Genomic DNA, 15417 nt, shown 5'->3' with positions numbered 1-15417 from the left:
TGACGTGATAGCACAGCGCGACATCGTGAGCGGCGCGCACTTCGCCTTCACCGACCGGTGGGGCGGGGTGAGCGCCGCTCCGTATGAGGAGCTCAATCTCGGTGGCGCGGTCGGCGACGACGGCGACGCCGTACTGACCAATCGCGAGCTCGCCGCCAAGTCGCTCGGGTTCGACCCGGGCGAGGTCGTCTGGATGAACCAGGTGCACGGGACGGACGTCGCGGTGGTCGACGAACCATGGTCCGATCGTCCGGTGCCCCGGGTCGACGCGATCGTCACGGCGCGGCGGGGTCTCGCACTCGCCGTCCTCACGGCCGACTGCGTGCCGGTCCTGTTGGCCGACCCGGTCGCCGGGATCGTGGCCGCGGCTCACGCGGGGCGGCCCGGCATGGTCGCCGGGGTCGTCCCGGCCGCGCTACGCGCGATGACGGAACTGGGCGCCGACCCCGCCCGGATCGTCGCCCGCACCGGCCCCGCCGTCTGCGGCCGGTGTTACGAAGTGCCGGAAGCGATGCGCGCCGAAGTGGCCGCGGTGGAGCCGGCGGCGCACGCCGAGACGAGTTGGGGCACGCCGGCGGTCGATGTGGCCGCCGGGGTGCACGCGCAGCTCGCACGGCGCGGCGTGCGCGACCGGGAGCACTCACCGGTGTGCACGCGGGAGTCGGACGACCACTTCTCGTACCGCCGCGACCGCACCACCGGTCGGCTCGCGGGCTATGTGTGGCTGGACTGAATGGACATGACGGACCGTAAGGACGAACTCGCCGCAAACCTGGCGAAGGTGGAGGACCGCATCGCCGCCGCCTGCGCGGCCGCCGGGCGCGGTCGCGAGGAAGTGACCCTGATCGTGGTCACCAAGACCTACCCGGCGAGCGATGTGCGGATCCTGTCGGAGCTAGGTGTGCGCCACGTCGCCGAGAACCGCGATCAGGACGCGGCACCGAAGGCCGCCGAATGCTCGGATCTGCCCCTTGCGTGGCATTTTGTCGGCCAGTTGCAGACCAACAAGGTGCGCTCCGTGGTCGGTTACGCGGATCTCGTGCAGTCCGTCGATCGTTCCAAGCTGGTGACGGCCCTGTCGAAGGAGGCCGTACGGCAGGGGCGCGAAGTGGGCTGCCTCCTCCAGGTCGCGCTGGATGCGGGGGAGCGCGAGCGGGGCGAGAGGGGTGGTGTGGCACCCGGCGGTATCGAAGAGTTGGCCGACCTCGTCGCGAAGGCTCCGGGGCTGCGGCTCGACGGACTCATGACCGTCGCCCCGCTCACCGGGGAGTACGCGGGACTGCAACAGGCGGCGTTCGAGCGGTTGATGGTTTTGTCGACCGACCTGCGCCGGACCCATCCGGCTGCGAACATGGTGTCGGCAGGGATGAGTGCGGATCTCGAAGAGGCCGTGGCGGCCGGTGCGACACATGTACGCGTCGGCACTGCGGTACTCGGAGTCCGCCCCAGGCTCGGGTAACGTCGCCAAGAAGTCGGACCACAGCAGAAAATATGGTCAATGTCGCCGGAAGGCGGGCGTAACGACCGCGTGGATCGCGGGCACTTGGCAGTCGATCCACCACAGAGCGGAGGACTCAGAGCATGGCCGGCGCGATGCGCAAGATGGCGGTCTACCTCGGCCTCGTGGAGGACGATGGGTACGACGGCCGGGGGTTCGACCCCGACGACGACTTCGAGCCCGAACTGGACCCGGAGCCCGAGCGGGACCACCGACGGCACGAGCCGTCGCACCAGTCGCACAGTGCACACCAGTCCCAAAGGGACGAAGAGGTGCGAATCGCACATCCGCCCGCGCCGCGTGAACCCGTGGCCCGATCAACTTCGCTACCCGCGGAATCCGGCCGTCCGGCGCGCATCGCGCCCGTGGCGTCCATCACACAAGAACGCGCAAGCCTGGAGAAGAACGCACCGGTGATCATGCCCATGGTCGTGTCGGAACGAGAGCCTTACCGGATCACCACACTTCACCCGCGGACCTACAACGAGGCCCGTACCATCGGGGAACACTTCCGTGAAGGTACCCCGGTGATCATGAATCTGACTGAGATGGATGACACAGACGCGAAGCGACTTGTCGACTTTGCGGCTGGTTTGGTGTTTGGTCTTCACGGCAGCATCGAGCGGGTGACGCAGAAGGTGTTCCTGTTGTCGCCTGCTAACGTCGATGTCACGGCGGAGGACAAGGCCCGTATCGCAGAGGGCGGGTTCTTCAACCAGAGCTGAGACGCACCACCGGAAACAACCACGGGGAACAGGGAACAGGGGAGAGGGAAGCACCAGTCATGAGCGTGGTCCTGCAAGTTCTTTACATCGCGCTGATGGTCTTCCTCATCGTGCTCATCTTCCGGTTGGTCATGGACTACGTCTTCCAGTTCGCCCGCTCGTGGCAACCCGGCAAGGCGATGGTGGTCGTTCTGGAGGCCACCTACACTGTCACTGATCCACCGCTCAAGCTTCTGCGGCGGGTCATCCCGCCGCTGCGTCTCGGGGGCGTGGCGCTCGACCTGTCCTTCTTCGTTCTGATGATCATCGTCTACATCCTGATCACGCTCGTGCGGAGCGCGATGTGAGCGATGTGACAGATACGGTCTTGCCGACTGCCGACCACTACGTTGAGGTGAAGAGATGCCGTTGACCCCCGAGGACGTGCGGAACAAGCAGTTCACGACCGTCCGCCTCCGAGAAGGCTATGACGAGGACGAGGTCGATGCCTTCCTCGATGAGGTCGAAGCCGAACTGACGCGCCTGCTCCGCGAGAACGAGGATCTGCGCGCCAAGCTGGCCGCGGCCACGCGCGCTGCTGCTCAGAACCAGCAGAACATGCGCAAGCCCCCGGAGGGTCCAGGCGGCCCGCAGGACCAGCAGCAGGGCGGTATGCCCCAGCAGGGCGGCATGCCTCAGCAGGGCATGCGCGGTCCCGGCTCTCCTGTACCCGCCGGCATATCGGGCCCGCCGCAGCAGCAGATGGGTGGCCCCATGGGAGGCCCGCCCCAGCTGCCCAGCGGTGCTCCGCAGCTGCCCGCCGGTCCCGGCGGTCAGGGTGGTCCGCAGGGTCCCGGTCCGATGGGCCAGGGTCCGGGGCCGATGGGCCAGCCCCCGATGCAGCAGCAGATGGGTGGCCCGATGGGCGGTCCTATGGGTGGCCCCGGCCCCATGGGCGGCCCGGGTCAGGGTGGCCCCGGTGGCGACAGCGCCGCCCGTGTCCTCTCGCTGGCCCAGCAGACCGCCGACCAGGCGATCGCCGAGGCTCGGTCCGAGGCCAACAAGATCGTCGGCGAGGCGCGTTCGCGTGCCGAGGGTCTTGAGCGTGACGCCCGTGCCAAGGCTGACGCCCTGGAGCGGGACGCGCAGGAGAAGCACCGCGTCGCGATGGGCTCCCTGGAGTCCGCCCGCGCCACGCTGGAGCGCAAGGTCGAGGACCTGCGCGGCTTCGAGCGCGAGTACCGCACGCGGCTGAAGTCCTACCTCGAGTCCCAGCTGCGCCAGCTGGAGACCCAGTCGGACGACTCGCTCGCCCCGCCGCGTACCCCGGCCACGGCGTCCCTCCCGCCGTCCCCGGCGCCTTCCATGGCACCGGCCGGCGCGAGTGCCCCGTCGTACGGCGGCAACCAGACGATGGGCGGCGCCCCGTCTCCGGCTGCTCCGTCCTACGGTGGTCAGCAGCAGATGTCCCCGGCGATGACCCAGCCCATGGCACCGGTCCGGCCGCAGGGTCCCGGTCCGATGGGCCAGGCTCCGTCTCCGATGCGCGGTTTCCTCATCGACGAGGACGACAACTGACGGTTGGTAGTACGCCGTAGGCGTCGGCAGCGTTCAGGGCGGGGCCCCGGATTTCGATCCGGGGCCCCGCCCTTTTGCTACGCGTGTTCACGGAGTTTGCGGCGTTTGTTCGGCGGTTGGGTGCGGTGTCCGACGTACACAACGCCGAAGGCCCGGGACCACCAAGATTCTTTGGCGGTCCCGGGCCTTCGGATGTCCGGCCGGGCCTCGCTACGCCTTGCGCAGGCGGAACGTCAGGGTCAGGCCCTCGTCGGTGAACGGGGAGCCGTAGCTGTCGTCCGCTCCGTCCTGGGCGAAGTCCGTCGCCAGGACCTCGTCGGCGATGAGTTCGGCATGCTCGCTCAGCGCCGCGACCGTCGCCGTGTCCGTCGCCGTCCAGCGCAGGGCGATGCGGTCGGCCACGTCCAGGCCGCTGTTCTTGCGGGCTTCCTGGATCAGGCGGATCGCGTCACGGGCGAGGCCGGCGCGGCGCAGCTCCTCCGTGATCTCCAGGTCCAGCGCGACCGTCGCGCCCGAGTCGGACGCCACCGACCAGCCCTCGCGCGGGGTCTCTGTGATGATCACCTCGTCCGGAGCGAGGGCGACCGTCTCGCCGTCGACCTCGACCGACGCCGTGCCCTCGCGCAGGGCCAGGGACAGCGCCGCCGCGTCCGCGTTCGCGACGGCCTTCGCCACGTCCTGGACGCGCTTGCCGAACCGCTTGCCCAGGGCGCGGAAGTTGGCCTTGGCAGTGGTGTCGACCAGGCTGCCGCCCACCTCGGACAGCGACGCCAGGGACGCGACGTTCAGCTCGTCCGTGATCTGCGTGTGCAGCTCGGGGTTGAGTGCCTCGAAGCCGGTCGCGGCGACCAGCGCGCGCCGCAGCGGCTGGCGGGTCTTCACGCCCGACTCCGCGCGCGTGGCGCGGCCCAGCTCGACCAGTCGGCGGACCAGGACCATCTGCTTCGACAGCTCCGGGTCGATCGCCGACAGGTCCGCCTCCGGCCAGGACGCCAGGTGGACCGACTCCGGGGCGCCCGGGGTGACCGGCGCGACCAGGTCCTGCCAGACCCGCTCGGTGATGAACGGGGTCAGCGGGGCCATCAGCTTCGTGATCGTCTCGACGACCTCGTGCAGGGTGCGCAGCGCCGCCTTGTCGCCCTGCCAGAAGCGGCGACGGGAGCGGCGGACGTACCAGTTCGACAGGTCGTCGACGAACGCCGAGAGCAGCTTGCCGGCGCGCTGGGTGTCGTACGCCTCCAGGGACTGGGTCACCTGGTCGGTCAGCGCGTGCAGTTCGGACAGCAGCCAGCGGTCCAGGACCGGGCGGTCGGCCGGGGCCGGGTCGGCCTCGGACGGCGCCCAGTTCGACGTGCGGGCGTACAGGGCCTGGAAGGCGACCGTGTTCCAGTAGGTGAGGAGGGTCTTGCGCACCACCTCCTGGATGGTGCCGTGGCCCACGCGGCGTGCCGCCCACGGAGAGCCGCCGGCCGCCATGAACCAGCGCACCGCGTCCGCGCCGTGCCGGTCCATGAGCGGGATCGGCTCCAGGGTGTTGCCCAGGTGCTTGGACATCTTGCGGCCGTCCTCGGCGAGGATGTGGCCGAGGCACACGACGTTCTCGTACGACGACTTGTCGAAGACCAGCGTGCCGACCGCCATCAGTGTGTAGAACCAGCCGCGGGTCTGGTCGATGGCCTCGCTGATGAACTGCGCCGGGTAGCGGCTCTCGAAGAGCTCCTTGTTCTTGTGCGGGTAGCCCCACTGCGCGAACGGCATCGAGCCCGAGTCGTACCAGGCGTCGATGACCTCGGGCACGCGCGTGGCCGTCTTCTCGCACTGGGGGCACGCGAAGGTGACGTCGTCGATGTAGGGCCGGTGCGGGTCCAGGTTCGACTGGTCGGTGCCGGTCAGCTCGGTGAGCTGCGCGCGGGAGCCGACGCAGGTGAGGTGGTCGTCCTCGCAGCGCCAGATCGGCAGCGGGGTGCCCCAGTAGCGGTTGCGGGACAGCGCCCAGTCGATGTTGTTCTGCAGCCAGTCGCCGAAGCGGCCGTGCTTCACCGTCTCCGGGAACCAGTTGGTCTTCTCGTTCTCCTGGAGGAGGCGGTCCTTGACGGCGGTGGTGCGGATGTACCAGGACGGCTGCGCGTAGTAGAGGAGCGCGGTGTGGCAGCGCCAGCAGTGCGGGTAGCTGTGCTCGTACGGGATGTGCCTGAAGAGCAGACCGCGCTGCTGGAGGTCCTCGGTGAGCTTTTCGTCCGCCTTCTTGAAGAACACGCCGCCGACCAGGGGGACGTCCTCGGCGAAGGTGCCGTCCGGGCGGACGGGGTTCACGACGGGCAGGCCGTACGCGCGGCAGACCTTGAGGTCGTCCTCACCGAAGGCGGGGGACTGGTGGACCAGACCCGTACCGTCCTCGGTCGTGACGTACTCGGCGTTGACCACGTAGTGGGCGGGTGCCGGGAACTCGACCAGCTCGAAGGGACGCTGATACGTCCAGCGCTCCATCTCGGCGCCGGTGAAGCTCTGGCCGGTGGTCTCCCAGCCCTCGCCGAGGGCCTTGGCGAGAAGCGGCTCGGCGACGACGAGCTTCTCCTCGCCGTCCGTCGCGACGACGTAGGTGACCTCGGGGTGCGCGGCCACGGCCGTGTTGGAGACGAGGGTCCAGGGCGTCGTCGTCCACACCAGGAGCGCGGCCTCGCCGGCGAGCGGACCGGAGGTGAGGGGGAAACGGACGTACACCGAGGGGTCGACGACCGTCTCGTAGCCCTGCGCCAGCTCGTGGTCGGACAGGCCGGTGCCGCAGCGCGGGCACCAGGGGGCGACGCGGTGGTCCTGGACCAGCAGGTCCTTGTCGAAGATCTCCTTGAGCGACCACCAGACGGACTCGATGTACTCGGGGTCCATCGTGACGTACGCCTCGTCGAGGTCGACCCAGTAGCCCATGCGGGTCGTCAGCTGGGAGAAGGCGTCGGTGTGGCGCAGCACGGAGTCACGGCACTTGGCGTTGAACTCGGCGATGCCGTACGCCTCGATGTCCTTCTTGCCGCTGAAGCCGAGCTCCTTCTCGACCGCCAGCTCCACCGGGAGGCCGTGGCAGTCCCAGCCGGCCTTGCGGGCGACGTGGTAGCCGCGCATGGTGCGGAAGCGGGGGAAGACGTCCTTGAAGACGCGGGCCTCGATGTGGTGGGCGCCGGGCATGCCGTTGGCGGTGGGCGGGCCCTCGTAGAACACCCACTCGGGGCGGCCCTCGGACTGCTCCAGGCTCTTGGCGAAGATCTTCTGCTCGCGCCAGAAGTCGAGCACCGCGTGCTCGAGCGCGGGCAGGTCGACCTGGGCGGGTACCTGGCGGTACGTCGGCGTTGTCATCAGCGGGCTTCCTCCGGCGGACTTGCTGCCTTCCGTCCGGAGGGACGAGAGCCGTGTCTTTCCGTACGCCGGTTTCGGCGCGCTCCCGCGGTACCACCCTCCTTGGCCCTCCGACGCATGGTGTGCCTCGGTGAGCCCCCTCATTTGGGGTCGCGATGCCGGTTCTACCGACCGCTGCCGTTCGGCTGCGGCTTTCTTCCGGCGGCTCCGGGGTGATCTTCACGTCGCGCTCGCCCCCGGGCTTCCACCGTCCCCGGGTCGCTCTGGGCTGCGTACGTCGCTACTGGTCCCCATCCACGCTTTTCGCTCCGCCCAGTGTACGGCGCCGCGCGGACAGCGGCCGACCGGATTTTCGGGGCGCGGGGGCGGGGGTGCCGTACCGGCCGGGATGACCCGAATGGATCGGTACGCGTGTTCGGATTCTGGGACGGTCGGCTCGATTGCATACCCGGCGGGGAGCTGGGCACAACGCATGCAGGTCTGCCGCGCGGCATGCGCGAGGCGGGCGAATCGGGCGGTGTGCCCCGTTGCCGCGGGACTCAAGTCGATTTATCGTCCCAGCACGATTCGCGTGCAAGATCACAATATGTGAAGGGGCCGCGGCATGGTGGCGAAGAAGACCGCCGTACAGCAGTCGGCGTCGGGCAGATCCACACATGCGCGTGCCTCCGACGGTACGGCCAAGGATGTGGGCGGAAAGAAGAGCGCGCGGGGGAGTGGCAGGGGGGAGCAGGGAGGTTCTGCCGCGGGGGTGCGGGGCGGGAAGCCGGTGAAGACCGTGCGGGGGGCTGTCGGGGGCGAGGCGCAGGAGACGGCCGAGAAGACGGCCGAGAAGAAGGCGGGCTCCAAGAAGGCGGGCACTAAAGCCGCCGCCAAGAAGGCCGCCGGAAAGAAGGGCGCGACCGAGAAGTCGGCGGCCGAGAAAGCCACGGCTGAGAAAGCCACGGCGGCCAAGAAAGCGGTGTCCAAGAAGGCCCTGTCCGGTGGCAAGGGAGCCAAGGTGACGGCGGCCGAAGAGGCGGCGGCGGAGAAGGCGGTCGCGACGAAGGCGGCCGGGGAGAAGGGCGTCGGTGTGGGTGGGGGTGCGGAAGAGGACGGTGCTGGGGCGAAGGGCGCCTCCGAGGCGGGTGCCGCCAAGAGGGGCACGTCCAGGACGAGCGCCACGTCTCGGACGAGCACCACGTCCAAGAGGGCCGCGGCCGGGAAAAAGGCGGTTGCGGAGCGGGCGGCTGGGAAGAGTGTGGTCGCCGAGAGCAGGGCCAAGAAAGCGGGCGCGGCGCAGGCCGCGGAGCAGACGGGAGCCACGACGGTGGTTGCGAAGAAGACTCCTGGCACGGCCACGGCGGCCAAGACCGCCGTTCCCAAGGCACGCATCTCCGCGGCCGTGGAGCCCGGCGAACTCGCGGTGCGCCCCGGTGAGGACCCCTGGACCCCGGAGGAGGTCGAGGAGGCACGAGCCGAGCTGATGGCCGAGGTGATGCGGCTGCGCGACGAGCTCACGTCGTCCGAGCAGTCCCTCGTCGGCCTGATGCGGGACTCCGGGGACGGGGCCGGCGACGACCAGGCGGACACCGGCGCCAAGAACATCACGCGCGAGCACGAACTGGCGCTCGCCGCCAACGCGCGCGAGATGCTCACGCAGACCGAGCGGGCCCTGGAGCGCCTCGACGCGGGCACCTACGGCCTGTGCGAGAACTGCGGCAACCCGATCGGCAAGGCGCGCATGCAGGCCTTCCCGCGCGCGACCCTGTGCGTGGAGTGCAAGCAGAAGCAAGAACGCCGGTACTGACCGGCATCCGGGTGCCGCCGGACGTGTCGTACTCTCGTCCTCAGTCAGGTACCTAGGTTGAAGGACTCACGTGGCAGAGGCGGAGCGCATCATCGGTACGCCGGATACCCCAGAGGCGGCGGGAGCCGAGCCGGAGCAGTCCGACGAGAACGCGAAGGAAGCCGCGGCCGAGCGGCCCCGGGGCAGGCGCCGGATCGCCGTGCTGTTCGGGGTCGCCGCCTTCGCCTACGCCCTCGACCTGGTCAGCAAGATGATCGTGGTGGCCAAGCTGGAGCACCAGCCGCCGATCGAGATCATCGGGGACTGGCTGAAGTTCGAGGCGATCCGCAACGCGGGCGCGGCCTTCGGCTTCGGTGAGGCCTTCACCGTGATCTTCACGGTGATCGCGGCGGCCGTGATCGTGGTGATCGCCCGGCTCGCCCGCAAGCTGTACAGCCTGCCCTGGGCGATCGCGCTCGGCCTGCTGCTCGGCGGTGCGCTGGGCAACCTCACCGACCGGATCTTCCGCTCGCCCGGCGTCTTCGAGGGTGCGGTCGTGGACTTCATCGCGCCCAAGTACTTTGCCGTGTTCAATCTGGCCGACTCGGCGATCGTGTGCGGCGGCATCCTGATCGTGCTGCTGTCGTTCAGGGGGCTGGACCCGGACGGGACCGTCCACAAGGACTGAGGCCCGCAAGGACTCGCGAGGTCCGGGAGGGGTTGTCCACAGGCGCCGTACGGGGGTGTCCGACCCGTCCGGCATACTCGTCGGGTGAGCACGATTCCCGAGATCCGTACCCTGCCCGTGCCCGACGGCCTGGAGGGCGAGCGCGTCGACGCCGCCATCTCCCGCATGTTCGGCTTCTCCCGTACGAAGGCCGCCGAGCTTGCCGCGGCGGGGAAGGTCACGGTCGACGGCTCGGTGGTCGGGAAGTCCGAGCGGGTGCACGGCGGGGCCTGGCTCGAGGTGGAGATGCCGCAGGCGCCCGCTCCGGTGCAGGTCGTCGCCGAGCCGGTCGAGGGCATGGAGATCGTGCACGACGACGATGACGTGGTCGTGATCGTGAAGCCGGTCGGTGTGGCCGCGCACCCGTCGCCGGGCTGGAGCGGTCCGACCGTCATCGGCGGGCTGGCCGCGGCCGGGTACCGCATCTCCACGTCCGGTGCCGCCGAGCGCCAGGGCATCGTGCACCGGCTCGACGTGGGCACGTCCGGGCTGATGGTCGTCGCCAAGTCCGAGTACGCGTACACGTCGCTCAAGCGCCAGTTCAAGGAGCGCACGGTCGACAAGCGGTACCACACGCTCGTCCAGGGCCACCCCGACCCGACCAGCGGCACCATCGACGCTCCCATCGGCCGCCACCCCCAACACGACTACAAGTGGGCGGTCACGGCCGAGGGCAAGCCGTCCGTCACGCACTACGACCTCATCGAGGCGTTCCGCGCGGCCTCCCTGCTCGATGTGAAGCTGGAGACGGGCCGCACCCACCAGATCCGCGTCCACATGGCCGCCCACCGGCACCCCTGTGTGGGCGACCTCACGTACGGCGCCGACCCGACGCTCGCCAAGCGGCTCCGCCTGACCCGCCAGTGGCTGCACGCCGTACGCCTCGGCTTCGAGCACCCCGGGGACGGGCAGTGGGCGGAGTTCGCGTGCGACTACCCGGCCGACCTGCAGAACGCCCTGGACCAGGTCCGCGAGGAGACGTACGCGTGAGTTCGCCGTCGCCCTCCACGTCGTATGCGGTTCGGGTCGCCGAGGACCCCGCCGACCGTGAGATGTGCTTCGCGGTGCGCAAGGAGGTCTTCGTCGGGGAGCAGGGCGTTCCCGAGGACCTGGAGTACGACGCGTACGACACCGTCGCCGTGCATGTGCTGGCCGTGCGGGCGGACGGGGTGCCGCTCGGCACCGGGCGGCTGCTGCACGGGGAGGCGGCCGCGGCGAAGGTCGACGGTGACCCGTCGGTCGGGTCGCTGGGCCGGCTCGCGGTGACGAAGGCGGCGCGGGGGCTCGGCGTCGGCGCCGCGCTGGTGCGGGCCATCGAGGAGGCGGCAGGCGCGCGTGGGCTCGCGGCCGTGGATCTGCACGCGCAGACGCATGCGCTGGGGTTCTACGAGCGGCTGGGGTACGTGGCGTACGGGCCGGAGTTCCCCGACGCCGGGATGCCGCACCGGGCGATGCGGCGCGCGCTGTAGTCGAGGGGCCCGAACGAGCTGGTGAGAAGGGCGGCCTGGCAGGCTTGAGGTCTGCCTTGTGAAGCCGATGTCATCGGAGCGCTGACCGTGGATCAGTTGGCCCTGTTGTTCGTGCTGTTGCTCGGGGCCGTGGTGAGCGTCCCGGTGGGGGACCGTGTCGGGTTGCCGGCGCCGGTGCTGATGACGCTGCTCGGGATCGTTCTCGCGCTGCTCGACTTCGTGCCCAACGTCGACATTCCGCCCGATCTGATCCTGCCGCTGCTGTTGCCACCGTTGCTGTACGCCGCGGTACGGCGGACCTCGTGGCGGCAGTTCGCGGCGAATGTGCGGCCCATCCTTCTGCTGGCCGTGGCGCTGGTGTTCGTCACCACGGTGTGCGTGGCCGCGGTGGCCCACGCGATCGTGCCGGGGCTGCCGCTCGCCGCCGCCGTGGCGCTGGGCGCGCTCGTCGCGCCGCCCGATCCGGTCGCGGCGACCGCCGTCGCGGGGCAACTCGGGCTGCCGCGGCGGCTGGTGTCCATCCTGGAGGGCGAGGGGCTCTTCAACGACGTGACGGCCATCGTGCTGTACCACGTGGCGATCGCGGCCGCCGTGAGCGGCAGCTTCTCGCCGTGGGAGGCCGGACTGGATCTGGTGCTCTCCGCCGTGGTGGCGCTGGCCATCGGGCTCGCCCTGGGGTGGGGTGCCAACAAGCTGATGGATCTGCTGGGGGACCCGACCCTGCAGATCGGGCTCACGCTGCTCGTGCCGTACGCCTCGTACGTGCTGGCCGAGGAACTCCACGGCTCCGGCGTGCTCGCCGTGCTGGTCACCGCCCTGTTCCTCGCCGAGTACGCCACCGACGCCGACGACGTGATGACGCGGCTCGCCGGGCACACCTTCTGGGACATCGTCGACACGCTGGTCACCGGCGTCGCGTTCGGGCTGATCGGGCTCGAACTGCACATCGCGGTGCGGACGGCGTCCGGGCGGTGGGACGAGATGCTCGGCTGGGCGGCCGCCGTGGTCGGCGTCGTCGTCATGGTGCGTCTGCTGTGGTTGCTGCCGGCCACCTGGCTCACCAAGCGGATGCATGCGAAACGGGACTACGACGAGGAGATCCCGGTCGGCTGGCGCGAGACCGTCGTGATGTGGTGGTCCGGGATGCGGGGCGTCGCCTCGGTCGCCCTGGCGCTCGCCATTCCGCTTCAGACGGATTCGGGCGCCGCCTTTCCCGACCGGGACGAGATCGTGTTCATCGCGTTCGGGGTGATCATGGCGACGCTGGTGCTGCAGGGGCTGACCCTGCCCTGGCTGGTGAAACGGCTCGGAGTGCGCGCCGACAGCGAGCGGGAGAAGGAGTTCGAGAGGCAGCTGGCGGTGCGGGCGGCCAAGGCGGCGAAGCGCAGGCTGAGGGAGATCGAGGCCGTCGAGGACCTGCCGGAGGACTTGTCCGAGCAGATGCTGCGGCGGGCGTTCGAGATCGGGGTGCGGATCAGCCCGGAGATGGGGGAGGAGGAGCGCAGGGAGGCGCATCAGCAGCGGGTGCGGCGGCTGAAGCGGGTGCGGCGGATCCAGGGCGAGCTGCTGAGTGCCGCGCGGCACGAGGTGCTGGCGGCGCGCAGTGAGCCGGGGGCCGATCCGGAGGTGGTGGACCGGGTGCTGCGGCATTTGGACGTGCGCAGTCTGCGGTGATCTTCACGGCAGTCGTGTGAACGGACGCGGCATGTCCCGCGTCCCTTTGTAGGGTCGGATCATGGCTCGCAACGTTGTCATCAGTGGTGGCGGTACAGGAATCGGGCTCGCGGCGGCGCAGCTGTTCGCGGCGGACGGTGATCAGGTGCTCCTGCTCGGGCGGCGCGCCGAGGTGCTGGAGCAGGCCGGTGTGCCCGGGGCCCTCACCTATGCGGCGGATCTGAGCAAGCCGCGTGGTGTGCGGGGCGTGGAGCGGTTCGTGGCGTCGGAGTTCGGCACCGTGGACGTACTGATCCACAGTGCCGGAGGCGCCGGCCACCTGGAGCCCAAGGTGGACAGCGACGAACCCCTCGACGTCGTCCTGCACAACTGGACCCTCAACTTCGGCCTCAACACCCTGACCGCGGCCCTGCTCACCGAGGCGCTGAAGGACCGGCTCGCCGACCCGGGAGGGCGGGTGCTGTTCCTCAGCTCCATCGCCGCCTTCCGGGGATCCGGCAGCGGGGCGTACGCGGCGTCCAAGGCGGCGCTGCATCCGTACGCCCATGATCTGGCCCGGCAGTTGGGGCCGCGCGGGATCACCGTGAACGTGGTCGCGCCCGGGTATGTCGAGGACACCGAGTTCTTCGGCGACGCGATGGACGAGGAGCGGCGTGAGCGGCTCGTCGCGGAGACCTCGACCGGGCGGGCCGCCACGCCGGGGGACGTCGCCGCGACCCTGCACTGGCTGGCGTCCCACGGCGCCGGGCACATCACCTCGCAGATCATCCAGGTCAACGGCGGCGCCGAGCGGGGGCACTGAGCCGGTCGGTGGCCACCGAGTCGGTCGGTGGCCACCGAGCCGGTCAGGACCGGTCAAGGGACGTCAAGGGCGGTCAGGTCGCGCCGCCGGCTGGTGGTCGTGCTGGTGCGTGCGGCGGGCCGGTATGCGGCCGGGGACGGGGAAGCCGGGCGGCAGGGCCGCGTCCGTCGCGTTGACGCGCGGCAGCGCGTACGGGTGCTGCTCGACCAGCCAGCTGATGAGCTGCTCGCGCACCGCGACCCGTACCGTCCACAGGTCGTCCGCGTCCTTCGCCGTGACCAGGGCCCGCACCTCGATGGTGCTCGGTGTCGAGTCCGTGACGACCAGGCCGTAGTCGCGGCCGTCCCATGCCGGGCACGCGCGCAGGATGTCGCGGAGCCGCTCGCGCATCTTCTCCATCGGTGCCGAGTGGTCGAGGTGGAGGAAGATGGTGCCGGTCATCTGGGCACCGCCGCGCGACCAGTTCTCGAAGGCCTTCGAGGTGAAGTACGACACGGGCATCGTGATCCGGCGCTCGTCCCAGGTCCGCACCGTCAGGAACGTCAGCGTGATCTCCTCGACGGTTCCCCACTCGTTGTCCACGACCACCGTGTCCCCCAGCCGCACCATGTCGCCGAAGGCGATCTGGAACCCGGCGAACATGTTGCTCAGCGTGGACTGGGCCGCGACACCGGCGACGATGCCGAGGATGCCGGCCGACGCCAGCAGCGAGGCGCCGGCCGCGCGCATCGCCGGGAAGGTCAGCAGCATGGCCGCCACGGCCACCACACCGACCACCGCCGACACCACACGCATGATGAGGGTCACCTGGGTGCGCACCCGCCGGACCCGGGCCGGATCGCGGTGGACGCGGGCGTAGCGGCTGTACGTGGTCTCCACGACCGCCGCCGCGATACGGATCGCCAGCCAGGCCGCCGCCCCGATCAGCACCAGCGTCAGCACCCGGCCGACGGCGACCTTGTGCTCCTCCAGCACCTTCGACTCGTCGTACGCCCCTCTGAGCAGGGCAGCGCACAGGACGAGCTGGTAGGGCACGCGGGCGCGGCGCAGCAGGTCCCACAGCGGTGTCTCATTGTGCCGTTCGTCGGCCTTGCGCATCAGGCGGTCGGTGGCCCACCCGATGATCAGGGTGAGCAGGACCGAGCCACCGATCACGATCAGCGGTCGGAGTATGTTCTCCATCCTTCGAACGTAACCACCCGAGGGGGGTCATGAACATGTGCGCCGGTGAGGCGGTGGTCACGGCACTGTCGTACCCGGCTGGCACCATGGCCTCATGAACATCATGCTTTTTCACTCGACCTATGGCCTTAGGCCCGCGGTGCGCCAGGCCGCGGACCGGCTGCGCGCCGCCGGACACGAGGTGTGGACGCCGGACCTCTTCGAGGGGCGCACGTTCGAGACGGTCGAGGAAGGCATGGAGTTCAACGACCGGATCGGCAAGGACGAGCTGCTGAAGCGGGCCGTGCTCGCCGCCGCGCCCTACTCGGACCGGGGCCTGGTGTACGCCGGGTTCTCGCTCGGTGCCTCCATCGCGCAGACTCTCGCGCTCGGCGACGAGAAGGCGCGCGGGGTGCTGCTCCTGCACGGCACGTCGGACATCGCGGCGAACGCCTCGGTGGACGAGCTGCCGGTGCAGCTGCATGTCGCCGAGCCGGACCCGTTCGAGACGGACGACTGGCTGAGCGCCTGGTATCTGCAGATGGGCAGAGCGGGCGCCGACATCGAGGTGTACCGATACGCGGGGGCCGGCCACCTCTACACCGACCCCGACCTGCCGGACTACGACGAGGAGGCCGCCGAGGCCACCTGGCGGGTGGCGCTCGGCTTCCTCGAAACCCTCTAGGAG

At 70.0% G+C, this 15417-nt stretch carries 14 protein-coding genes; 12 read left to right on the top strand and 2 right to left on the bottom strand.

Annotated features, from left to right (window positions below; all coding sequences use genetic code 11):
- The first annotated feature begins 4 nt into the window (after positions 1–4).
- The 5 genes from pgeF (at position 5) to AB5J49_RS12580 (ending at position 3780) form a co-directional block, all read left to right on the top strand.
- Positions 5–733 (top strand): peptidoglycan editing factor PgeF, encoded by a 729-nt coding sequence (gene pgeF, locus AB5J49_RS12600; protein WP_369168697.1) that lies wholly within the window; start codon positions 5–7, stop codon positions 731–733.
- Between the two features lie 6 nt (positions 734–739).
- A complete protein-coding gene (locus AB5J49_RS12595; RefSeq protein WP_369168696.1) occupies positions 740–1459 on the top strand; it encodes a YggS family pyridoxal phosphate-dependent enzyme in 720 nt (239 codons plus the stop codon).
- Between the two features lie 122 nt (positions 1460–1581).
- The gene (locus AB5J49_RS12590; RefSeq protein ID WP_369168695.1) at positions 1582–2223 is read left to right on the top strand and encodes a cell division protein SepF; all 642 of its coding nucleotides are present in this window, start codon (positions 1582–1584) and stop codon (positions 2221–2223) included.
- A gap of 59 nt (positions 2224–2282) precedes the next feature.
- Positions 2283–2570, top strand: coding sequence for a YggT family protein (locus tag AB5J49_RS12585; RefSeq protein WP_004001943.1), 288 nt, complete (start codon positions 2283–2285; stop codon positions 2568–2570).
- A gap of 55 nt (positions 2571–2625) precedes the next feature.
- A complete protein-coding gene (locus AB5J49_RS12580) occupies positions 2626–3780 on the top strand; it encodes a DivIVA domain-containing protein (protein ID WP_369168693.1) in 1155 nt (384 codons plus the stop codon).
- Positions 3781–3990: 210 nt separating this feature from the next.
- Here the strand turns inward: AB5J49_RS12580 and ileS are convergent, their stop codons facing one another.
- Positions 3991–7128, bottom strand: a complete 3138-nt coding sequence (gene ileS, locus AB5J49_RS12575) for an isoleucine--tRNA ligase (protein WP_369168692.1) — start codon at positions 7126–7128, stop codon at positions 3991–3993.
- Between the two features lie 604 nt (positions 7129–7732).
- Here ileS and AB5J49_RS12570 point away from each other — a divergent pair.
- The 6 genes from AB5J49_RS12570 to AB5J49_RS12545 all read left to right on the top strand — a co-directional run bounded on the left by AB5J49_RS12570 (position 7733) and on the right by AB5J49_RS12545 (position 13568).
- Complete coding sequence (locus AB5J49_RS12570) at positions 7733–8917, top strand: TraR/DksA family transcriptional regulator (protein WP_369168690.1); 1185 nt, start codon at positions 7733–7735, stop codon at positions 8915–8917.
- 70 nt (positions 8918–8987) lie between these two features.
- Entirely contained in the window at positions 8988–9584 is a 597-nt protein-coding gene (lspA, locus tag AB5J49_RS12565) for a signal peptidase II (RefSeq protein WP_369168689.1), read from the top strand.
- A gap of 84 nt (positions 9585–9668) precedes the next feature.
- The gene (locus AB5J49_RS12560) at positions 9669–10613 is read left to right on the top strand and encodes an RluA family pseudouridine synthase (RefSeq protein WP_369168688.1); all 945 of its coding nucleotides are present in this window, start codon (positions 9669–9671) and stop codon (positions 10611–10613) included.
- Positions 10610–11092, top strand: a complete 483-nt coding sequence (locus AB5J49_RS12555) for a GNAT family N-acetyltransferase (protein WP_369168687.1) — start codon at positions 10610–10612, stop codon at positions 11090–11092. Before AB5J49_RS12560 ends, AB5J49_RS12555 begins: the two co-directional genes overlap by 4 nt.
- A gap of 87 nt (positions 11093–11179) precedes the next feature.
- Complete coding sequence (locus tag AB5J49_RS12550; RefSeq protein WP_369168686.1) at positions 11180–12766, top strand: Na+/H+ antiporter; 1587 nt, start codon at positions 11180–11182, stop codon at positions 12764–12766.
- Between the two features lie 61 nt (positions 12767–12827).
- Positions 12828–13568, top strand: a complete 741-nt coding sequence (locus AB5J49_RS12545; RefSeq protein WP_369168685.1) for an SDR family NAD(P)-dependent oxidoreductase — start codon at positions 12828–12830, stop codon at positions 13566–13568.
- 63 nt (positions 13569–13631) lie between these two features.
- On the opposite strand, the gene AB5J49_RS12540 is transcribed toward AB5J49_RS12545, so the two are convergent.
- Positions 13632–14750, bottom strand: coding sequence for a mechanosensitive ion channel family protein (locus AB5J49_RS12540; RefSeq protein ID WP_369168684.1), 1119 nt, complete (start codon positions 14748–14750; stop codon positions 13632–13634).
- A 94-nt stretch (positions 14751–14844) separates the two neighbouring features.
- Between AB5J49_RS12540 and AB5J49_RS12535 the strand changes: the two genes are divergently transcribed.
- Complete coding sequence (locus AB5J49_RS12535) at positions 14845–15414, top strand: dienelactone hydrolase family protein (RefSeq protein WP_369168683.1); 570 nt, start codon at positions 14845–14847, stop codon at positions 15412–15414.
- Positions 15415–15417 lie beyond the last annotated feature (3 nt).

It is taken from the genome of Streptomyces sp. R28 (assembly GCF_041052385.1).
Taxonomy (GTDB): Bacteria; Actinomycetota; Actinomycetes; order Streptomycetales; family Streptomycetaceae; genus Streptomyces.
This window is presented reverse-complemented; position numbering and strand designations above follow the sequence as displayed.